The sequence below is a fragment of the Natrinema amylolyticum genome (genome assembly GCF_020515625.1).
Lineage (GTDB): Archaea > Halobacteriota > Halobacteria > Halobacteriales > Natrialbaceae > Natrinema > Natrinema amylolyticum.
Window position 1 is genome coordinate 508,600 of the sequence record NZ_JAIWPJ010000003.1, and the last position, 20,296, is coordinate 528,895.

The following is a 20,296-nucleotide window of genomic DNA, read 5'->3' on the forward strand; positions in this document are numbered from 1 at the left end:
GCGGACGATTCACGCGGAATCGACGGCGATCGACTCGAGGACGACCGCTTCTTTCGGTCGGTCGGCGTCGTCGGTCTCGACGCTGCCGATCTCGCGGACGACGTCCATGCCGGTGGTGACCGCGCCGAAGACGGCGTGGCGATCGTCGAGGTGGGGCTGGGGAGCGAGCGTGATGAAGAACTGCGAGCCGTTGGTATCGGGCCCGGAGTTAGCCATGCTCAGGACGCCGGCCTCGTCGTGGCGCAGCTCCTCGTGGAACTCGTCGTCGAACGTGTAGCCGGGACCGCCGCGACCGGTGCCGGTCGGATCGCCGGTCTGGATCATGAAGTCCTCGATGACGCGGTGAAAGCGGAGGTCGTCGTACAGCGGTTCGCCCTCGACCGTCTCGCCCGTTTCGGGATCGATCCACGCGCGCTCACCCGTCGCGAGCCCGACGAAATTCGCGACGGTCCGGGGCGCGCGCTCGTCGTAGAGTTCGACGTCGATATCGCCCTCGCTCGTGCGTATCGTCGCCGTCGTCCCCCCGCTCGCGGCCGCGTTCGCGGTCGAACTGTTCGCGTCGGGTTCCGATTGCGACGCGTCGTCCGAGCCGTCGCTCGCACAGCCGGCGAGGGGCAGCGCGAGACTCGAGGCGGTGCCGGCTAGTAGCGTTCGTCGATGGTGAGTGATACCGCTGGTGGGTCCGGCGTCGAAGTAAGGATATCGGATTCTCTCGGCGAACGACTGCCGAAAACGGGGTGAGCGCGGCAGCGATTACTCGTAGTCGACGGAGACGGACTCGAGGACGACGTCTTCTTTCGGCTGATCGTTCGCGTTCGTGTCGACGTCGCCGATCTCGTGGACGACGTCCATGCCGTCAGTGACTTTTCCGAAGACCGAGTGGCGGTCGTCGAGGTGCGGTTGCGGAGCGAGCGTGATGAAGAACTGCGAGCCGTTGGTATCGGGCCCGGAGTTGGCCATGCTCAGGATGCCCTCGTCGTCGTGGCGCAGTTCGTCGTGGAACTCGTCGTCGAACTCGTAGCCGGGGCCGCCGCGACCGGTCTCAGTCGGGTCGCCGCCCTGGATCATGAAGTCCTCGATGACGCGGTGGAAGGCGACGTCGTCGTACAGCGGCTCGCCCTCGATCTCCTCGCCCGTTTCGGGGTCCTCCCAGGTCTCGCCGCCGGTCGCGAGGCCGACGAAGTTGTCGACGGTCCGCGGTGCGCGCTCGTCGTAGAGTTCGACATCGATATCGCCCTTGTTGGTGTGCAGCGTGGCAGTAACGTCTCCCATAGGTTCCGGGACGGCGGGACGAGTGAAAACGCTAGTGGTCTCGAGGCGCGGGCCGCCGACCCGCGACCGACGATCCCTCGCGAGGGATGACGGTATCGAACACCGACGGCCGGCCGCAGGTACATACAACGGGACGTGGTACGACCGTTCATGAGCGACGGCGCGCACACGGCCGAGCAGATACCGCTCGCCCGGCTGCCATCGGGCGTGGAACTGACGACGACGGTCCACACCTACCGCGGCGACGAACCGGGACCGACGCTGTACGTGCAGGCGGCCCAGCACGGCCGCGAAATCAACGGAACGGAGGTACTGCGGCGATTTCACGAGCGACTCCCCCTCGAGTCGCTGTCCGGGACGGTGATCGCCGTCCCCGTTGCGAACCCGCTGACCTTCGATCGCGTCTCCTACACGACGCCGGAGCAACTCGACAGCGTCAACCCCAACATGAACCGGATCTGGCCGGGCGATAGCGACGGGAGCATCCATCAGCGCATGGCCGCGCGCCTCTGGGAGTACGTCGCAGCGGCCGACGCCCTCGTCGACCTCCACACCGGGAGCCCGGACATGCACCCCCACGTCGTCTACCGCGAGGACGACGAGCGCTCTCGCCGCCTCGCCGAAGCGTTCGGGACCGACCTCCTGCTGTCCGAACAGGCCGACGAGGACGCGCCCGACGAGTGGCACCGCCGCGGCTTCGCCGGAAAGCTCCGCGTCGCCGCCGCCGAGGAGAACGTCCCGTCGATCACGCCCGAACTCGCCCACAACAAACAGATCCTCGAGGACGTCGTCGAGGAGGGCGTCGAGGGTCTGCTCGACGTCTGCCGGTACCTCGAGCTGCTCCCCGGCGACGTCCCCGAGCGCGATCAGATCGTCGCCCGGAACCATCTCGGACAGGTCATCGCCGACGACTCCGGGCTCTTCCGGCCGAACCCGTCGCTCGAGGTTGGCGAGTCGATCGCCGAGGGAACGGCCATCGGGACGGTCTATCATCCGGCGACGTACGAGCCGCTCCACGACGCCAGCGCGGACCGCGACGGGGTGCTCTACGCGCTCACTCGCGAGGCGACGGTGACCGCGGGCGACCAGCTCGCGAGCGTGGCGCTGGTCCGCGGGGAGTGAGACGACGGCGCGACCGTCGACGGCGGTTCAGGCCGAGAAGCCGCCGTCGACGACCAGACCGTGGCCGTTGACGAACGAGGACTCGTCGCTGGCCAGGAACAGGATCGCGTCCGCGATCTCCTCGGGCTCGGCGAGGCGCTTGAGCGGGTACTGCTCGATCATCCGCTCGCGAGCTTTTTCGGGGTTTTCCTGCTCCTCGAGGTACTGGTCGAGCAGGGAGGTCTCGGTGAACCCGGGACAGACCGTGTTCGCGCGGACGCCGTAGGGACCGGCCTCGGCGGCGACCGCCTTCGTCATGTTCAGCACCGCGCCCTTACTCATCGAGTAGGCGGCCTGCTTCGGGAGTCCGAGGATGCTCGCCAGCGATCCGACGTTGACGATCGAACCGTGGCCCTGCTCCTTCAGATGCGGGAGCGCCGCGTGACAGCCGTTCCAGACCCCGTTGACGTTGATATCGGTGACGAAGTCCCGGATATCGTCCCCGAGTTCCTCGAGGTTCCCGGCCGGATGGCCGGTCCCGGCGTTGTTGATCATCACGTCGAGGCCGTAGTCGTCGGCGACCGCGTCCACGACCGCGTGGAACTGGTCGCTGTCGGTGACGTCGAGTTCGTGGAACTCGGCTTCGCCGCCGTCTTCCTCGATCGCCCGTGCGACCGCAGCCCCGCTGTCGGTATCGACGTCGGTGACGATGACGTGTGCGCCTTCCTCGGCGCAGCGCTCGGCCGTCGCCTGTCCGATTCCCGACGCCGCGCCCGTGATGACTACCGTTTCGTTGTCGAGTCGCATAGGACCGGTATCGGGCAGCTACTACATAAATTCGTTCATAATTTATCGTCCAAATACGGATGCTGTTCACGAAACTGCCGCCGAGAGCGAACAGTGGAAGCTATCGCCCGCTCGAATCGACTCGCCCCCGTCTCGGCGTAGTTCGAAACCGGATCTGGTATCGGGCCGTCGCGGGTTCAGTCGGCCGGTCACTGGTTCCGCTGATAACTGTGCGAACACGAATTGGTCAGTCTGTCTGAGATAGTGCTAATGGTCGGCGGGACGAACCACGTCCTGTATATAGTTACTATAGCTGGTAGCTCCTGTCTTCGATCACAATATAGATGTGATCTCGCGATTCGTTCTCGAAACTCTGTTGAGCGGGCGATCGATAGCGGAAACGATCGCTCCGATGGCTTCTGCACGATTTATCGTACACTCGAGCAATCCCCTCAGGTAGCGCTCAATGAGAAGCGGGCGGAACCGATTACTGCCCGATTCCACTGGTTTCTTCTCCTGAAGTCGGGTACAGCGACGTTCGGATAGGGAGCGATCTCGTTAAGCTTATACCAAAAATAATATAGTCAAGTGAAATTGGTACTATTGGCTCAACTGATTCGATCTGTTCTCGGTTTTGGTCGATCCGTCTTCACTCCCTCGAGGTATGGTTCGATACACGTCACGACGAAACCACTCTCGTCGATTTACCCTCATATGGATGTAAATCGGGCGCTGACGACGAACGAAAACCCGAGTCAGTTTCGAGACCACGATTTCAGGTCTCGAGGCGAGAGATGACACGAGGGGACGCGTTCACTCCTACTGAACGGCTACGAGAACATCATGTTCACTTCGATCGTGTTCGCCGTGGACAGCAACTGTGTGCGGAGGTCGTTTTCCTCCCACTCGTTCGTGAGTCGGTGTTCCGGCCCGGCGACGGTGACCGCGCCGTAGACGGTCCCGTCGGTGTCGAGTATCGGGGCGGCGATCGCACCGATCCCCTGGATGTACTCCCCGCGGTGGTACGCGACGCCCTCCTCGCGAATCGCGGCGAGTTCGTCGAAGAGGACGTCTGGGTCGGTGATCGTCTCGTCGGTGAACGTCGGGAGCCCCCACTCGTCGATGATTTCGTTGACTCGCTCGTCCGAGAAGTGCGCGAGCATGGCTTTCCCGCCCGCCGAACTGTGAAGATAGGTGTGTGTTCCGACATCGATGTCGCTGGTAAACGAGCGAGTGCCCTCGCTGACGTTGATGATCGTTCCGAGCCCGTTCTGGTGTGTCGAACAGAGCACCCGTTCCCCCACTTGCTCCGCCAGGTCGTCGATGGGACCGTCGGACGCCGCGTACAGCGGCTCGGCGTGTTTGACGTGCTCGCCGAACGAGAGGAATCGGAGGCTCAGCCGGTATTCGTCTCCCTCCTGAACCACGTACCCCTTCGACCGCAGCGTCGTCAGGTGGGCGTGGACCGTGCTCTTCGCGAGCCCCGTCCGTTCGGTGAGCGCCGTGACGCCGGCCCCCTCGGCCTGCCACAGCGCCTCGAGGATGTCTAACGTCTTGACCACCGCATCGATCCGCTTCCCCTCGTCCGTGTTCGATGTTGCCATGAGTCATATAACACCGCATCGAACCAAAGGTGTTCCGCTCTGCTGAACGCTGACTCTCGCCGAAAGAATCGACTCAAATCGAGTTCGGCCGTTCTCTCCGTCCAATTCGGCCGATGCATACAGTGTCTGCCGTCTATGATGGTTGAAAGCTAGTAACACGGTAACGCTTAAGTGATACGTTATGTGACATAGGTTATGGACTTCAGCGAACCGTCCGAAGCCGTGCAGATCAAGAAGGCCCTCGACGACTTCATCGAGCAGGAGGTCGCGCCCCTCGAGAACGAGTACGATCAGTTCCTCGGCGCCGACTACGAGAAGGAGATCGTTGACGACGAGCACCGCCAGGTTCCCGAGTACCGCAACATCGTCGAGCAGATCCGTCAGAAGTCGGTCGAGGCGGGCTTTTACGGCATGACGATGCCCGAAGAGGTCGGCGGCGGTGACGTCGACATCCTCACGCGGGCGATCGTCGGCGAGCACATGTCGAACCGACCGCCGGGCTTTCACAGTGCTATCTTCGGCGGTGCCGGCGGACCGACGCCGATCCTGCTGGCCTGTGACGAGCGCCAGCGCGAGGAGTACCTCGAGCCGCTGATGGACGGCGAGATCACGACCTGCTTCGCGCTGACCGAGCCGGGCCACGGCAGCGACGCCCACTACATGGATACTCGGGCGGAGAAAGACGGCGACGAGTGGGTGATCAGCGGGCAGAAGTGTTACATCACGAACGGCCCGTACGCCGACTTCGCGATGGTGTTCGCCCGGACGAGCGGGGAGGACGGTGATCTGGGTGGGATCACCTGCTTCCTCGTCGACAAGGACAACCCCGGCTTCGAGGTTGGAAAGATCCACCGCGCGATGGGGATGACCCCCGGGACGCACTCCGAACTGTACTTCAACGACTGCCGCGTCGGCGAAGAACAGGTGCTGGGCGAAGTCGATAAGGGCTTCCAGTCCGCGATGGACTGGATCGGCGGCGGTCGGATCAACATCGCCGCCGGCTCCGTCGGAACGGCGCAGTTCCTGCTCGATATGTCGGTCGAGTACGCCCGCGAGCGGAAGACGTTCGACAAACCGATCGGTCACCGACAGGGGATCTCGTTCCAGCTGGCCGAACTCGCGACGGACATCGAGCAGGTCCGCCAGCTCTACCGCTACGCCGCCTGGAAGATGGACGAAGGCGAGCGAGCCCGCAAGGAGGAGTCGATGGCGAAGCTCCGCGGCGCGAAACTGGCCAACGACGCGGCCGACATCGCGATGCAGGTCCACGGCGGAGCCGGTTTCATGAAGGACCTCCCGATCGAACGCAACTATCGATCGGCTCGCGTGTTCCGGATCTTCGAGGGGACAGACGAGATCATGAAACGAACGATCGCCCGCGAACTCATCTGATCGACGATGGAGGAACAGTCGGAGCGGGGAGTCTCGGGGGAGACGGTCGTCTCGCGGATCGACTTCGACATCGAGTGGCCGCCGAAACACGCCGCGGCCTACCTCATCGAGGAGCCGGCTCCGATCCTGATCGACACCGGCGATCCGGAGGAACGCGCCGAAGCGACGATCCGCGAGGGGTTGGCCGCGAGGGGGTACGACCTCGAGGACGTCGAAGCGGTCGTCGTCACGCATCCCCACAGCGACCACATCGGGCAGGTCCCGCTGTTGCGCGAGACCGGGGCGACGGTGTACGCCCCCCGGCCCGTGCTCGAGCAACTCGAGCGCGACGAGGCCGACCTCGCGGCGGGGGTCCGCGAGATCGGTCGCTCGGCGGAGTACCACGGCGAGGCGATCGAGCGCGAGATCGAACGCGCGAAGTCATCCCTCGAGCGCAATCGCCGTCTGCTCGCGCCCGAGGAAGCCGTTCCGTTCGAGTTCGACGAGCCGTTTACGGTCGCGGGCCGGGAGTTCGAGGCCATCCATACGCCCGGCCATCAGATCCACCACGCCAGCCTGGCGACGGACGTAAACGGCGAGCGCGTCCTCTTCTCGGGGGACGTGCTCATCGAGTCGTTCCGGCCCGGCGCGATCCATGTCGGGCTCGATTACGGGGCCTACGACGCCGTTGACGCGTTCCACCGCTCGATGGACCGCCTCGAGGGGCGCGCATTCGACCGCGTCTTCCCCGGCCACGGCCCGGTTTTCACCGACTACGAGGGGGCCATCGAGAGCACGCGCTCGGCTCTGGAGTCGCTCACGGCCGAGACCCTCGAGGCGGTCACCGCCGTCGGACCCGCGACGCCGCGGGAGATCACCCGGAATCGCACCGGCGAGGTCCGCCATCCGGCCCAGTTGCTCGATACGCTCGGGGCGCTGGGCACGCTCGAGGGGCGGGGCAGAGTCGAGTACGAGGACCGCGACGGCGTCCGCTACTACTCGTTTAAGAAGGCCTCGCCGTGATCGAGGGGGAGGACGACGCGGTCGGCGATCCCGCCGTAGACGTCCTCGGCGAGAAACGGCGTTCGAACCCGACGGACGCGGTCGTTCAGACGACGCGGTTCTCGAGCGCGTCGCCCTCGCGAAACCGCTCGTAGTTGCGCACGAAGACGTCGGCACAGCGCTCCCAGTAGTGGGGCGTGCTCCCGGCCATGTGCGGCGTCACGAGCACGTCCTCGCGGTCCCACAGCGGCGACTCCTCGGGGAGGGGCTCCGTCTCGAAGACGTCGAGCGCAGCGCCGCCGAGTTCGTCGCCCTCGAGCGCGTCGACGAGCGCCGGTTCGTCGACGATCTCGCCGCGGGCGATGTTCACCAGCACCGCCTCGTCGCTCAGCGTCGCCAGCGCCTCGGCGTCGATCAGCCCTCGCGTCTCGTCGGTCAGCGGGCAGGCGATGACCAGGTAGTCACTCTCGGAAAGCACCGTCTCGAGACCGTCCGGGCCGTGGATCTCGTCGACGGCCGCGGGCGCGTCGGTCGGATCGCGTTTGATGCCGATCACGCGGGCGTCGAACGGCCGGCAGTAGTCGGCGACCTGCGAGCCGATCGCGCCGACGCCGACGATGCCGACGGTTCGATCGCCGAGTTCGCCGCCCGTGTAGCGGTCCCACTCCCGGCGGTGCTGCTGGGCGACCGCTCGATCGAAGCGCCGCTCGAAGTACAGCAGGTAGCCCAGCACCTGCTGACCGATCGGTTTCGCGTGGATGCCCGAGACGTTCGTCAGGGCGACGTCGCGGTCGGTCAGCGCGTCGTAGTCGTAGACGTCGGTGCCGGCGCTCAGCGCCTGCACCCACTCGAGGGCGTCGGCGGCCTCGAGGACGTCGTCGGGAAGCCGGTGGGTGACGAGGATCTCCGCGTCGCCGACGGTCTCGAGCAACTCGTCCTCGTCGTCGACGTGCTCGAGGTCGATTCCCGGACGGCGCTCGCGGATCTCCTCGGCGATGAGCGGCCCGCCGCCCCCGAGGACGTGGGGTGTGACGACGACGCGCACGAGTCAGGCCTCCCCCTCCTCGCGATCCTCGTCTCGCTCTCGGTCCTCGAGCTTGTACTTCTGGATCTTGCCGCTGGTCGTCCGCGGGAGTTCGTCGATGAACTCGACCTCGCGGGGGTGCTTGTAGGAGGCGACGTTGTCGAGGAAGAACTCCCTGATCTCCTCGCTCGTGACGTCCTCGCCGGGTTCGACGCCCGGTGCGGTGACGACGTACGCCTTCGGGACCTCGTTGCGCCGCTCGTCGGGGACGCCGACCACCGCGCCCTCCGCGACGGCCTCGTGTTCGGCCAGTAGCTCCTCGAGCTCGCTGGGGTAGACGTTGTAGCCGGCCGTGTTGATCATGTGCTTCTTCCGGTCGACGATCTCGTAGTAGTTGTCCGCGTCCCGGCGGGCGATGTCGCCGGTTCGGAACCAGTTGTCTTCCGTAAAGGCCCGCTCGGTCGCCTCGGGCATGCCGTGATACCCCTTCATCACCTGCGGCCCGCGGACGAGGAGTTCACCCTCCTCGCCGACGGCGACCGTTTCGCCGCTGCCGTCGACGATCTTGGCCTCGGTCATCCGGGTCGGCTGGCCGATCGTACCGTGGCGCAGGCCGAACGTCGAGCCGCTCTGGGAGTGGGTCGCGCCGTTGGTCTCGGTCAGGCCGTACCCCTCGGTCATGTCGACGCCGGCGGTCTCCTCGAACTCCTCCTGGACCGCGACGGACAGCTTCGCGCCGCCCTCGCCGGCCGACTCGAGGCTGGTGAGGTCGTACTCGCCGAAGCGCTCGCTGTTTATCATGTCGACGTACATCGCGGTGACGCCGACGTAGTGGGTGATCCCCTCCCCCTCGATCAGTTCCATCGCGGCGTCGCCGTCCCAGTTGGCGGCGCTTCGCAGATAGACGCTGCCGCCGCGGACGAGGGGCTGCCAGGCGGTGTGCGTGAAGCCGGTGATGTGATAGAGCGGCAGCCAGACGAGGCTCTTGACGTCCTCGTCGTCGAGCGCCTGGTCCTGAGAGAGGACCGAGAACGTCTGGGCCCGGAAGTTGCGGTGGGTCAGCTGGACGCCCTTCGGTTTCCCCGTTGTCCCCGAGGTGTAGGGCAGCAGCGCCACGTCGTCGTCAGCCCGCTCGACGAACGTCTCCTCGCCGCGGACGTCCTCGAAGGCGCGGACGCCGTCGGCGTCGGTCCCGACCGAAATCACGACTGGGTCCCAGTCGATTTCGGCGAGGGCCTCCTCGAGGTGGGGCTCCAGCGCCTCGTGGGTGAGCACGGCGGTCGCCTCGGTGTCCTCGAGCTGGTAGGTCAACTCGCGCTTGCGGTACTGGGGGTTGACCGGCGAGACGACGACGCCGGCCTTGAACGCGCCGAGCGCGCCGATCAGGTACGGCGGACAGTTCGGCAGGTACTGGAGCATGATATCGCCCGGTTCGATCCCCAGATCGGCCAGCCCGCCGGCGAAGCGGGCGCTCTCGGCCGCGAGTTCGTCGTGGGTCAGCGTCCGCCCGTGGTACTCGATCGCCCGTGCGTCGCCGTGGTGGCGGGCGGTCTCGTCGTGGAGTCGGGCCACGTTCCCTTCCCTCGCACTCTCGGTAACGTCTACCAAATCCATGGCCCATGGTATCACGGATTGCTATAAAATAGTATCCATGTTTGGCAGGTGACGGCGCCGGATTTCGTTACGCTGGTAGCGAACGACGCCTCGTTACGAAACAGTGGTACTCGAGTGATGGCTATCGTGGTACTATCTACCACAAGCTATTTGCGTTCGGTCGGGATATCGGCAGACCATGGTAGGATCCGACACGCGGAGGGACGCCCGTGGCTGAACCCATCCTCGCGGGCGTCGCCGAGAGCGACCTCGGCGAGACGCCCGACCGAAACTGGCTGGACAACGCGGCGATCGCGACCGTCCGCGCCCTCGAGGACGCCGGCTGTTCCCTCGACGACGTCGACGGCGTCGCGGTCGCCGGCGGCGACGACTACATGCCGGCGCTGGTGCTCTCGGAGTACCTCGATCTCGACGAGCCTTCGTTCCTCGAGGGGACCGAAATCGGCGGCTCGTCGTTCGAGCACTTCTGTGGCCACGTTCGCAGCGCGATGGCTCGCGACGAGGCCGACGTGGTGGTCGTCGCCTACGGTTCCACCCGAAAGACGGGGCCAACCGACGAACGGTCGCTCGAGGAGACCCACCCGATCGACGGCTTCGTTCGGCCGACGGGGCTCTTTCGACCGCCCGGCGCGTACGCGATGGCCGCGCGTCGGCATATGCACGAGTACGGCACCACGGAGGAGCAACTCGCCGAAATCGCCGTTGCGACCCGCGAGTGGGCCGCGATGAACCCCGAGGCCGCCCATCGAGAGCCGATCACGGTCGATGACGTCCTCGAGTCGCGGAAAATCGCGGAGCCGTTCAACCTGCTCGACTGTTGTCTCGTCTCGGACGGCGGCGGCGCGGTCGTGCTCGTGAGCGAGGAGAAGGCCGCAGAACTCGGCGTTCCGGAGATCGCCGTCGCAGGGGTCGCTTCGACGAGCACCCATCGCCAGGACATCAGCGAGATGCCCGATATGACGACCACCGGCGCGGCGGTAACGGGACCGAAAGCCTTCGAACAAGCCGGGATTACCCACGACGACGTCGATGTCGCCGAAATTTACGACTCGTTTACCTACACCGCCCTGGTCACCCTCGAGGATCTGGGCTTCTGCGAGAAGGGCGAGGGCGGCGAGTTCGTCTCGGGCGGCACCACCGCTCCCGGCGGCGACCTCCCGATGAACACGCAGGGCGGCGGGCTCTCGTACTGCCATCCCGGCCACTTCGGCGTCTTCGTCCTCATCGAGGCCGCCCGTCAGCTTCGCGGCGACTACGAGGGCGACCGACAGGTCGACGACGCCGAGGTCGCGGTCGCCCACGGTACCGGCGGCTTACTGTCCTCGAGTAGCACCGTCGTCTTACGGAGGGAATCATGAGCGCACCGGTCGAGGACCGCCGCGAGGAGTGGGAGGGGCCGGTCCCCGTCCCCACCGGCGCGACGGTCCCGTTCTGGGCGGGCGCGCTCGAGGGCGAACTGCGCTATCAGGAGTGCGACTGTGGCCACCGCCAACTGTACCCGCGGGCGGTCTGTACCGCCTGCGGGTCCGAGGACCCACCCTTCGCGGCGAGCGATGGCGTCGGCACGATCTACACCTACACCGTCTGCCACGTCCCCGGCGAACCCGGCTTCGGCGATCGTACGCCCTACGTCGTCGGCGCGATCGACCTCGCCGAGGGGCCGCGCCTGCTCGCCCTGATCGACGCCGAGCCCGAGTCCCTCGAGATCGGCGCTCGCGTCGCGGTCACCTTCTGGCGGGTCTCCGAGGCGGCCGCGATTCCGGTGTTCGTGCCGGAGTGAAGCAATCGGCGCGCGTCTCTTTCTACTCGAGATCGGCCGTCGCCGTCCCGGTCAGCAGCGTCTCGCCGTCGGTCGTCCGCGCCTCGAGTTCCGTTTCGACCGTGCCCGCGTTCCGATCGACCTCGGCGACTTCGCCGCTCGCTACGACGGTGTCGCCGGGGAAGACCCGCGACTGGAACCGGACGCCGAACGACGAGACGTCCCGCAGGTCGAACCAGTTGGCGACGACGCGGGAGGTGATCCCGGCGGTGAACATCCCCTGCCCGAAGACGCTCTCGTTGCCCGCCGCCGTCGCGTAGGGCTCGTCGTAGTGGATCGGGTTGAAATCGCCGCTGGCCCCGGCGTACTTGACGAACTGCTTTCGCTCGAGGTCTTCCGCGACGACGGTGGGGCCGGCGTCGCCGGGCTCGAGGGAGTCGGTCGTGCGGACCCGCTCGAACTCGTCGACGGTCGGCGAGGGGGTCGCCGGCTCGGTCTCCGCAGTGCCGCCGTCGGGTTCCGTCGCGCCGTCGCTCGCGGTGCTGGCAGCGTCGCCGTCGTCCGCTCCGCTTCCGTCGCCCCCGTCGTCGACCGCGCCCTCCGTTTCGATTGCAGTCGAGCGGTCGGTCAGGACGAGGTCGCCGTCCCGGGTCCGGTACTCGGTCTCGAGGACGGCGAAGGTCATCGTCCCCGCGCGGCCGCCCTCGCGCTGGAAGACGTCCGCAAGGGTGGTCGTCCCCTCGAGGACGTCGCCGACGTAGATGGGGCGTTCGTACTCGTGGGCCTGCTCACCGTGGAGGACGTACTCCGGCCGGAACCCGAGGTCGAACCCCTTCCCGTCGACGTCGGCGGGCGTGTACCGCGGGAACCGGCCGACCTGCGTGTAGGTCAGCGGCGCGGGGACGCGGTCGTAGCCTCGGTCCACCGCTGCGGCCTCGTTCCGGAAGACCGGATCCTCGGCCGTGATCGCCCGCGCGAACTCCTCGACCTTGCCGGGCTCGATGCGGAACTCCTCGACCGTGACTCGGGAATCGCCGACCATCGCCTCGAGGTCCGCGAGCGGCCTAGTCGGCATCGTGGCCCTCCGTGGCTCGAGCGAACGCCGTCGGTCGGTCGGTCGTCGTCTGCCGGTCGGTCGTCGCGGTGCGGTCCGCGGGTCCGTGCTGTCCGCGTTTCATTGCCACCACGGTTTGGCCAGGATTGCCATAACAGTACCCCTCTCGGACGCTCTTCGTCGGTGCTCTCGTTCGATATGGATTCGCCAGTCGATTTCCTCTCGTCACAACGGAGACGAGTGTCCTGCTATCTCGGCAACGGGGGATCGCCACGCCCTCCCCAGCCGATTCGTTCGTTCACTCCGTTCACTCACTCACCCTCGCGCATCGTCGGCCCGCGGTTCGCCGTCGGTTCGGGTTCCCGACGGTCACCGCTCACGCGGCTCACCGCGGTCCAGCGCGTGCCACCGCAGCCGGGTGGGCGAATAGCTTATACCGGCGGTCGATGAATTCGGACACGATCATGCCAGTGACTATCACACTCGGCTCGAGAGAACGGTCAATCGAACGGAGTCGCGTCGCGGAGGGGCGTCGATGACGACCGACCAGTTCAGCGTCGCGGGTCAGACCGCGATCGTCACCGGCTCCTCGAGCGGGATCGGGAAAACGATCGTCGAGCGGTTCGCGGACGACGGCGCGAACGTCGTCGTCACCTCTCGAGAGCTAGAGAACGTCGAGCCGGTCGCCGACGCGATCAACGAGAGCGACCGGCCGGGCGAGGCCATCGCGATCGAGTGCGACGTGACGGATCGGGCGGCCGTCGAGCGCCTCGTCGACGAGACTGTCGAGACGTTCGGCGGCCTCGACATCCTGATCAACAACGCGGGGGCGAGCTTTCAGGCTCCGCTCTCGGAGATCAGCGAGAACGGCTGGAAGACGATCGTCGACATCAATCTCCACGGCACGTTCCACTGCTCGCAGATCGCCGTCGAGCACATGCGCGAGCACGGCGGCGGGCGGATCGTCAACTTCGCTAGCGTCGCGGGAACCCGGGGCTCGAAATCGATGAGCCACTACGGCGCGGCCAAGGCCGGCGTCGTCAACTTCACCACCTCCGCCGCGGCCGACTGGGCGGAAGACGGTATCTGGGTCAACTGCATCGCCCCCGGCCTCGTCGCGACCGAGGGCGTCCGGACCCAGATGGGCGTCGAGGACGACGCCGAGGAGATCGCCCGCACGACGCCGGACCGCACGATCGGCAAACCCGAAGAGGTCGCCGACCTCGCGCAGTTCCTCGCCAGCCCGGCCGCCTCCTACATGGTGGGCGAAACGGTCACGATCAAGGGAATCCCGCGCCTCGAGGAGTGACGGCGGGGATCACGTCTCGTGCGGCCGGATCGCGCCCGAGCACGGAGCGATCCCGATTCCCCCGAAACGTGGACCCTGTTACCAGTACCCGTATATTTTTCAGCCGGAACGACAAACCACGGGCAACATGGAGCTCGATATCGTCTCCGCAGAGACCCTCTTGGAGCCGCCCTACGACGGGAACGTCGCTCGCTTGCTCGAGCGAGCGGTCGCAGAACATCCCGACGCGGTCGCCGTCGAACACGCCGGCGAGACCATCACGTATCGCGACTTGGGCGACCGCGTCGCTCGGTTCGCGACCGCTCTCCGGGAACTCGGCCTCGAGGCGGGCGACCGAGTCGGCGTCTACATGCCGAACGGAATCCCCTTCTGTACCGTTATCTGGGCCTGCTGTCGCGCCGGGATCATCGCGAGTCCACTGAACCCCGAGTACCGCCGCCGCGAGATCGAATACCAGCTCGAGCACGCCGATGCCGAGACCGTGCTGGTTGAGGGGAGTGCCGACGAGTACGTCCGCGAGGCCGTCGCCGACCTCGAGACCGAGATCGTCAGCGCGACGGCTGGCAGTGACCACCCCTCGCTGCCTGAACTGGGAACCGACGCCGAGGCGGCCGTTGTCGATCGCGAGGACGACGACGTGCTCCTCCAGCCCTACACCTCTGGGACGACCGGGAAACCGAAGGGCGTCCTGCTGACCCACCGCAACTTCCGGGTCCAGATCGCACAGAGCGTCTCGAGCTACAGCGCCGGGCCGATCGAGGGTGACGGGATCATCGTCCTGCCGATGTACCACATCACGGGGATGATCGGGATGATGGCGTCGCTCTGTGCCGGCCGGACGCTGCACCTGCTCCGGCCGGACCAGTGGGATCCCGAGCTCGTCCTCCGGAAACTCGACGAACACGACATCCCGTCCTTCGTCGGCGTCGCCGCGATGTTCGTCGATCTGCTCGAGGCCCACGATCCCGACGAGTACGACCTGTCGACGCTGATCAAGGCAGGGCAGGGCGGGGACAAGCTCCCGAAACCGACCCAGGAGCAGTTCGAGGAGGCGTTCGACGTCCCGCTCACGGAGGGGTACGGCCTGACGGAGACGACCGCGACGAGCCACACGATCCGGTGGTCGTCGCTGGGCAACCGGCCTGGGAGCGTCGGCCAGCCGGTCGGCCACACCCGCTCGAAGGTCGTCGACGAGGACGGCGAGGAGGTCGACCCCGGCGAAGAAGGCGAGATCCTCATCGCCGGCTCGCAGGTGATGAAGGGCTACTACAAGAATCCCGAGGCCAACGAGGAAGTCTTCACCGAGGACGGCTACTTCCGGACCGGCGACATCGGCACCCGCGACGCGGACAACTACTACTACATCAAGGGCCGCGAGAAGGAGATGATCCTGACCGCGGGATACAACGTCTATCCCCGCGAAATCGAAGATTTGCTCTACGAGCACCCGGAGATCCACGAGGCGGCGGTCTTCGGCGTTCCGGACGACCGGCGCGGCGAGACCGTCGCCGCCGCGATCGCTCCGAAAGAGGGCGCAGAACTGACCGCCGCGGACGTCGAGGCGTACGTCCTCGACGAACTCGCTCCCTACAAACACCCGCGGATCGTCGAGATCCGGCGCGACCTCCCCAAGACGGGCAGCGGAAAGATCCGAAAGACGGTCCTGCGCGACGAATTCCTCGACGAGAACGAAATCGAATCGTGAGCCACTTGTACGCGAGCGCTCGAATCAGTGAGTACTGCCCGAATGTCTGAACAGTCCTCCTATTCGACGGCCGAGATACGAACGATCGCGCTCGCCGTTATCGCCGGCGTCTTCTTCGGCGGCGTCGCGACGGGCGTCGCCTTTCCGACGCTCCCGCTGCTCGACGAGAAACTCGTGATCAGCGCGGTCATGCTGAGCGTGATCCTCTCGGCCAATCGGATCGCGCGACTGTTCATGAACACGCCGGCGGGGACGATCATCGACCGGGTCGGCGCGCGGAAACCGATGATCTTCGGGCTGTTCACGCAGGCGCTGGCTCCGTTCGGCTACATCGTCGGCCTCCACACGCCGCCGACCGAACTCGGAACGGTGCCGTTGCTCGGCGAGGTGTCGCTGCCGGGAGTCGTCTTCATCCTGGCGCGGCTGTTCTGGGGCGTCGGCAGCGCGTTCGTCTTTATCGGCGCGTTCGCGACGATCACGTATGTGACGACGTCCGACAACCGCGGCCGGTGGGTCGGCTACATGCGGGGCGGACAGTCACTGGGCTTTCCGACCGGCCTCGTCGTCGGCGGCGTGCTGACCGATCTCGCCAGCATGCAGACGGCCTTTCTCGCCGCGGGCGTCCTCGCGCTGATCGCCGGCACCCTCGCGACGCTGGTCCTGCCGGACGTCCACGGCGGCGCGGACGAGAGCCGCGCCGCGAAACTCCGGGAGGTCCCCGCGCTGCTCGCCGCGAATCCGACCGTCGTCCTGATCGGCTACGGGAACTTCACCGTGCGGCTCCTCTGGGGCGGGATCATCCTCTCGACGCTCGCCCGCTACGCCAGCGAGTACGGCCTCGAGCTCTCGGCGCTCGGCGCGGCGGGCATCAGCGGGATCGTGATGGGACTGGGCGTGCTCACCTCGGGGTCGATGACGATCGTCACCGGCTGGGTATCGGACATGGTCAGCGACCGCACGCTGCTGACGGTCCCCGCGTTTCTCTCGATGGGTGCGGGCTTTCTGGTGATCGCTTACGTGCCGACGATCGAGGCCCTGCTCGGGGCCATCGTCCTCGTCGGCGGTGGGATGGGTGCGGCCGCGCCCGCGATGCTGGCGATCATGGGCGATCTGACTCCCGGCGACGAACTCGGCCGGATGGGCGGCGTCTATCAGGTGATGGGCGACGTCGGGCTCAGTCTCGGCCCGCTCGTAGCCATCCCCGCCGTCGATCTCTGGTTCGGCTACCGATTGACGTACGTGCTCTGTGCCGCGCTCGTCTTGAGCTGCCTGACGATCGTCTCGCTCCCGCTGTTGCGGAATCCCGACGTCTCGAGGACGGGCGTCAAAGCGGACTGAGCGTTTCGGACGCTATTTCGTGCGGCGGCGAACGCGGCCACGACGGCCTCCGCGCGATCCGCCCCCTCCGAACCCTACTGACGTGCGCGAAGCTTTCATGTTCGCCCGACCCCCATTGACACACAGCATCATGGTAAAGTCACGCATATGGGGGGCGGCCGCTCGCGTGCGCCCGTGGCTCCCGGCGTTCGCCGTGGCGCTCGCTGCGGGACTCGCCGCCGTTGGGGGGTCGTACCTGTCCGTCGGTCGACGGCCGGCCTTCGTCGCGACGCCGATCGACCGGCTCGTCATCGCGGCCAGCCCCGACGCGCTCGTGACGTTCGCGATCACCCAGTTGGGGACGCTCGGCCACCGGGTGGCCTTTCTGACAGCCATCGCACTGACGGCCGTGCTCTTGGGGCTGGCGGCCCTGCCCGGCGCGGTGCTCCTCCAGGGTCGCGGGTCCGTCTCCGGCGCGTCGGGCGTCCGAGGCGGCGCGCTCGTCGGCGTCGCCGCCGGAACGGTCCTGCCGGGCGCAGTCGCGTTCGGACTGACGCGGTCGCCGATATCGAGCGCCGGCACCGCCGCCGGGGCCGGACTCGTCTTCCTCGTCACGGCCGGGACGACCCTCCTCGTCGGCACCGAGGACGTCGCCCTCGGTTCGCTCGGCCGGCGGCGCGTCCTCGGTGCCGTCGGCTCGGCGATCGGCGTGAGCGCGCTCGGACTCTTCGTCCGCGGCACCGGCGAGGAGACCGTCCCGTCGGGCCTCGAGATCCCCGAGGACGCCCGACCCGAGGTTCGGGAGTCACTTGCGCGGGCGAGAGACCGCTCTCTCGACGTCGAGGGGCTCGAGCCGCTGGTCAGCACGGACTTCTACGAGGTCGACATCGCGAACGTCAACCCCGCCGTCGACCGCGAGGCGTGGACGCTCTCGATCACGGGGGCCGTCGAGGAGGAGGTGTCGTACGACGTCGCGGATGTCGAGGCCATGGACATTGAGGACCGGTTCGTCACGCTGCGCTGCGTCGGCGACCAACTCAACGGCCGGCAGATGGACACCGCCCTCTGGAGCGGTGTGCCCGTCGAGCGGCTGCTCGAGGCGGCGAACCCCCAGGGCGACCGCGTCGTCCTGCGCGGGGCCGACGACTACTACAACGAGTTCCCGATCGACGCGCTGTGGCCGGGACTGTTGGCCTACCGAATGAACGGCCGGCCGTTGCCGCGGGCCCACGGTGCGCCGGTGCGCGCCCTCGTCCCGGGTCACTGGGGCGAGATCAACGTGAAGTGGCTGACCGAGATCGAGGTTCGCGACGAGGAGACCATGGGCTACTGGGAGCACCGCGGCTGGCACGGCACCGGTCCGGTCGAGACGGTCGCCAAACTCTGGCAGGTCAACCGCCTCGGAGGCGGCCGCTACGAGGTGGCCGGGCACGCTTACGCGGGCACCAGGGGTATCGAGGGCGTCGAGGTCTCGACCGATGGCGGCGACACCTGGGTCGCCGCCGAACTGTCCGAGCCCCTGCCGGGAGACGATGTCTGGCGGCAGTGGCGTCACGAGTACGGGGCGGGCGGGAGACACGACGTGATCGTCCGGGCTCGCGACGGCGACGGCAACCTCCAGATTCCCGAGCAGGACGGCCCGAAACCCGACGGCGCTACCGGATGGGTCACGGAGACCGTCCGGCCGCAGTAAGCGCGACGCCGCCGTCCGTGCGGAGAGCGGTTCGCTCGATTCGACGCAGTCCGTCTCACTGACCGCCGTATGATAACTGGAAGTAATCGGGCCGTAAATCATCTGAAAAGATGGTGAAGTTTTATGTGGTTGCCCGAATCTGTTAGCACTGTGCAGGCGTGGCTTGATTACACATGACAAGGAATGAGTTCAACAGACGTCGGGTGCTCGCGGGTGCCGGTGCGGGACTGACCGGTGCAATAGCGGGTTGTCTGGGTGGCGGCGGCGGTGGTGACGACGAGGTTCACTTCATCACGGACTACTACAACGACTCCTGGGAGGCCCTCTGGGGCGACCTCGAGTCGGAGTTCGAGGACGAAACCGACATCCCCATGAACATCGAGGAGGGCGGGATGTCCGGGACCCAGGAGGGTCGTCTCGCCCAGTTGATCCAGTCGGGCAATCCGCCGGACGCGAACACGTCCACGTTCGATCAGGTGGCCGACATCTGGGAGACCGGACAGCTCGACACCGTCAACGACGTCGTTTCGTCGATCGAAGAGGTGAACGGAGAGATAAACACCGACGCGTTCCTCGGCGAGGGCGACGACCTCTATCAGATCCCACACGGGCTGTACGTGTCGAACTTCCAGTACCGGGCGGACATCTACGAACAACTGGGTCTGGAGGAACCGCAGACCTTCCAGGACGTCCTCGACAACGCCCAGGCCATCGACGAGGCGGACGAGGTGGACGCCCGTGGGTACGGGCTGGCCGGGATGCCGACCGGCAAGAGTCAAGACGAGTTCCTCGTCCTCCTGGCGAGCGCCGGTGTCCCCGGCATCGGTCTCCGCTGGAGCGACCCGGACGCCCGCGAAGAGCTCGAGATTCACTTCCCCGAGGAGGAGGTGACGACGGTCCTGCAGTACATGAAGGACCTCTCCCAGTACTCGCCTGACCCGACAAGCATCGGCTGGGCGGAGTCACTCAGCCAGTGGCTTCAGGGCCAGTACGCCCAGTGCTACCACCTCAACGCCTGGCCGGTCGGTCTCGCCGCGGCCCAGGCCGAGGCCCAGGACAGCGACGCCCTGCGCGGACTGGCCGAGGCCACTCAGGTCAGGGCGTACCCGACCTGGGGCGAGATCGACAAAGACGAGAACTGGCTGTCCGCCCCGGCGCCGGACGGCTACCACGTCTTCGCGAACGGCACGAACCCGGACGGCGCCAAGGAGTGGTTCGAGTGGCTCTACGCCGACAGCATGGAGCGGACCGTGCAGTTCTACGAGGCGGATCCGGGCCGGTTCCTGCCGACCTACGCCGACGTACTCGGGTCGGACGCGTTCCAGAACCAGGACCTCTTCCAGGCCCACCCCCACCTGCTCGAGAAGCTCGAGTACTGTCAGAACGAGATCTGGGCCAACCACTACGGCAGCGTCGACGAGGCCGACATCTCCTCGCCCGAGTCGCTGTACATGCAACGCCAGTGGTTCTACGGCGAGATGGTCAATCGCGTCGTCACCGACTCGATGTCCGTCCAGGAGGCCTACGAGTGGGGATACGGGCAGCTCGAGGACGCCTTCGCGGACGCTCAGGAGCAGTTCGGATAGTCGACCCGCGACCTGTCGACACTCCTTCGGCCGCGTTCGGTGCGGAGCGGATCATTCACGAACGACCGTGAGATTAACATACATGGATGCAGAAGCAAC

At 66.6% G+C, this 20,296-nt stretch carries 17 protein-coding genes; 10 read left to right on the forward strand and 7 right to left on the reverse strand.

Going from position 1 to position 20,296, the window contains the following annotated elements:
- Positions 1–9 precede the first annotated feature (9 nt).
- Positions 10–507: a peptidylprolyl isomerase gene (locus LDH66_RS18145; protein ID WP_226482630.1), complete on the reverse strand. Its 498-nt coding sequence runs from the start codon at positions 505–507 to the stop codon at positions 10–12.
- Between the two features lie 246 nt (positions 508–753).
- Positions 754–1,272: a peptidylprolyl isomerase gene (locus LDH66_RS18150; protein WP_226482488.1), complete on the reverse strand. Its 519-nt coding sequence runs from the start codon at positions 1,270–1,272 to the stop codon at positions 754–756.
- A 150-nt stretch (positions 1,273–1,422) separates the two neighbouring features.
- On the opposite strand from LDH66_RS18150, the gene LDH66_RS18155 reads away from it, so the two are divergent.
- A complete protein-coding gene (locus tag LDH66_RS18155) occupies positions 1,423–2,394 on the forward strand; it encodes a succinylglutamate desuccinylase/aspartoacylase family protein (RefSeq protein WP_226482489.1) in 972 nt (323 codons plus the stop codon).
- A gap of 27 nt (positions 2,395–2,421) precedes the next feature.
- On the opposite strand, the gene LDH66_RS18160 is transcribed toward LDH66_RS18155, so the two are convergent.
- Positions 2,422–3,180: an SDR family NAD(P)-dependent oxidoreductase gene (locus LDH66_RS18160; RefSeq protein ID WP_226482490.1), complete on the reverse strand. Its 759-nt coding sequence runs from the start codon at positions 3,178–3,180 to the stop codon at positions 2,422–2,424.
- A gap of 809 nt (positions 3,181–3,989) precedes the next feature.
- On the reverse strand, positions 3,990–4,763 hold the full coding sequence (locus LDH66_RS18165; RefSeq protein ID WP_226482491.1) for an IclR family transcriptional regulator: 774 nt from the start codon (positions 4,761–4,763) through the stop codon (positions 3,990–3,992).
- Positions 4,764–4,958: 195 nt separating this feature from the next.
- Here LDH66_RS18165 and LDH66_RS18170 point away from each other — a divergent pair, with 195 nt between their 5' ends.
- Both LDH66_RS18170 and LDH66_RS18175 read left to right on the forward strand, forming a co-directional pair.
- On the forward strand, positions 4,959–6,155 hold the full coding sequence (locus tag LDH66_RS18170; RefSeq protein ID WP_226482492.1) for an acyl-CoA dehydrogenase family protein: 1,197 nt from the start codon (positions 4,959–4,961) through the stop codon (positions 6,153–6,155).
- Positions 6,156–6,161: 6 nt separating this feature from the next.
- Positions 6,162–7,157, forward strand: a complete 996-nt coding sequence (locus LDH66_RS18175; RefSeq protein ID WP_226482493.1) for an MBL fold metallo-hydrolase — start codon at positions 6,162–6,164, stop codon at positions 7,155–7,157.
- Positions 7,158–7,242: 85 nt separating this feature from the next.
- Here LDH66_RS18175 and LDH66_RS18180 read toward each other — a convergent pair whose 3' ends face one another.
- Positions 7,243–8,181 carry a D-2-hydroxyacid dehydrogenase gene (locus LDH66_RS18180; protein WP_226482494.1) on the reverse strand — a complete coding sequence of 313 codons (939 nt, stop codon included), beginning with the start codon at positions 8,179–8,181 and terminating at the stop codon, positions 7,243–7,245.
- Between the two features lie 3 nt (positions 8,182–8,184).
- A complete protein-coding gene (locus tag LDH66_RS18185; RefSeq protein ID WP_226482495.1) occupies positions 8,185–9,774 on the reverse strand; it encodes a class I adenylate-forming enzyme family protein in 1,590 nt (529 codons plus the stop codon).
- Between the two features lie 209 nt (positions 9,775–9,983).
- Between LDH66_RS18185 and LDH66_RS18190 the strand changes: the two genes are divergently transcribed.
- Positions 9,984–11,132 (forward strand): acetyl-CoA acetyltransferase, encoded by a 1,149-nt coding sequence (locus LDH66_RS18190; protein ID WP_226482496.1) that lies wholly within the window; start codon positions 9,984–9,986, stop codon positions 11,130–11,132.
- A complete protein-coding gene (locus tag LDH66_RS18195) occupies positions 11,129–11,554 on the forward strand; it encodes a Zn-ribbon domain-containing OB-fold protein (RefSeq protein WP_226482497.1) in 426 nt (141 codons plus the stop codon). The genes LDH66_RS18190 and LDH66_RS18195 overlap by 4 nt, the downstream gene beginning before the upstream one ends.
- Positions 11,555–11,576: 22 nt before the next feature.
- Here LDH66_RS18195 and LDH66_RS18200 read toward each other — a convergent pair whose 3' ends face one another.
- The gene (locus LDH66_RS18200) at positions 11,577–12,608 is read right to left on the reverse strand and encodes an FAS1-like dehydratase domain-containing protein (protein ID WP_226482498.1); all 1,032 of its coding nucleotides are present in this window, start codon (positions 12,606–12,608) and stop codon (positions 11,577–11,579) included.
- A 514-nt stretch (positions 12,609–13,122) separates the two neighbouring features.
- Between LDH66_RS18200 and LDH66_RS18205 the strand changes: the two genes are divergently transcribed.
- From LDH66_RS18205 to LDH66_RS18225, 5 genes are all read left to right on the forward strand, one after another.
- Positions 13,123–13,896: an SDR family NAD(P)-dependent oxidoreductase gene (locus tag LDH66_RS18205; RefSeq protein WP_226482499.1), complete on the forward strand. Its 774-nt coding sequence runs from the start codon at positions 13,123–13,125 to the stop codon at positions 13,894–13,896.
- Positions 13,897–14,023: 127 nt separating this feature from the next.
- A complete protein-coding gene (locus LDH66_RS18210) occupies positions 14,024–15,601 on the forward strand; it encodes a class I adenylate-forming enzyme family protein (protein WP_226482500.1) in 1,578 nt (525 codons plus the stop codon).
- 42 nt (positions 15,602–15,643) lie between these two features.
- Positions 15,644–16,939 carry an MFS transporter gene (locus LDH66_RS18215; RefSeq protein ID WP_226482501.1) on the forward strand — a complete coding sequence of 432 codons (1,296 nt, stop codon included), beginning with the start codon at positions 15,644–15,646 and terminating at the stop codon, positions 16,937–16,939.
- Positions 16,940–17,069: 130 nt separating this feature from the next.
- Entirely contained in the window at positions 17,070–18,611 is a 1,542-nt protein-coding gene (locus LDH66_RS18220) for a molybdopterin-dependent oxidoreductase (protein ID WP_226482502.1), read from the forward strand.
- A 173-nt stretch (positions 18,612–18,784) separates the two neighbouring features.
- A complete protein-coding gene (locus tag LDH66_RS18225) occupies positions 18,785–20,197 on the forward strand; it encodes an ABC transporter substrate-binding protein (RefSeq protein ID WP_226482503.1) in 1,413 nt (470 codons plus the stop codon).
- Positions 20,198–20,296: the final 99 nt, after the last annotated feature.

Coding starts and splice junctions, on each gene's coding strand:
- LDH66_RS18195 (WP_226482497.1), top strand. CDS start 11,129: ATGAGCGCACCGGTCGAGGACCGCCGCGAGGAGTGGGAGGGGCCGGTC.
- LDH66_RS18155 (WP_226482489.1), top strand. CDS start 1,423: ATGAGCGACGGCGCGCACACGGCCGAGCAGATACCGCTCGCCCGGCTG.
- LDH66_RS18215 (WP_226482501.1), top strand. CDS start 15,644: ATGTCTGAACAGTCCTCCTATTCGACGGCCGAGATACGAACGATCGCG.
- LDH66_RS18170 (WP_226482492.1), top strand. CDS start 4,959: ATGGACTTCAGCGAACCGTCCGAAGCCGTGCAGATCAAGAAGGCCCTC.
- LDH66_RS18150 (WP_226482488.1), bottom strand. CDS start 1,272: ATGGGAGACGTTACTGCCACGCTGCACACCAACAAGGGCGATATCGAT.
- LDH66_RS18200 (WP_226482498.1), bottom strand. CDS start 12,608: ATGCCGACTAGGCCGCTCGCGGACCTCGAGGCGATGGTCGGCGATTCC.
- LDH66_RS18225 (WP_226482503.1), top strand. CDS start 18,785: ATGACAAGGAATGAGTTCAACAGACGTCGGGTGCTCGCGGGTGCCGGT.
- LDH66_RS18210 (WP_226482500.1), top strand. CDS start 14,024: ATGGAGCTCGATATCGTCTCCGCAGAGACCCTCTTGGAGCCGCCCTAC.
- LDH66_RS18160 (WP_226482490.1), bottom strand. CDS start 3,180: ATGCGACTCGACAACGAAACGGTAGTCATCACGGGCGCGGCGTCGGGA.
- LDH66_RS18165 (WP_226482491.1), bottom strand. CDS start 4,763: ATGGCAACATCGAACACGGACGAGGGGAAGCGGATCGATGCGGTGGTC.
- LDH66_RS18175 (WP_226482493.1), top strand. CDS start 6,162: ATGGAGGAACAGTCGGAGCGGGGAGTCTCGGGGGAGACGGTCGTCTCG.
- LDH66_RS18220 (WP_226482502.1), top strand. CDS start 17,070: ATGGTAAAGTCACGCATATGGGGGGCGGCCGCTCGCGTGCGCCCGTGG.
- LDH66_RS18185 (WP_226482495.1), bottom strand. CDS start 9,774: ATGGATTTGGTAGACGTTACCGAGAGTGCGAGGGAAGGGAACGTGGCC.
- LDH66_RS18205 (WP_226482499.1), top strand. CDS start 13,123: ATGACGACCGACCAGTTCAGCGTCGCGGGTCAGACCGCGATCGTCACC.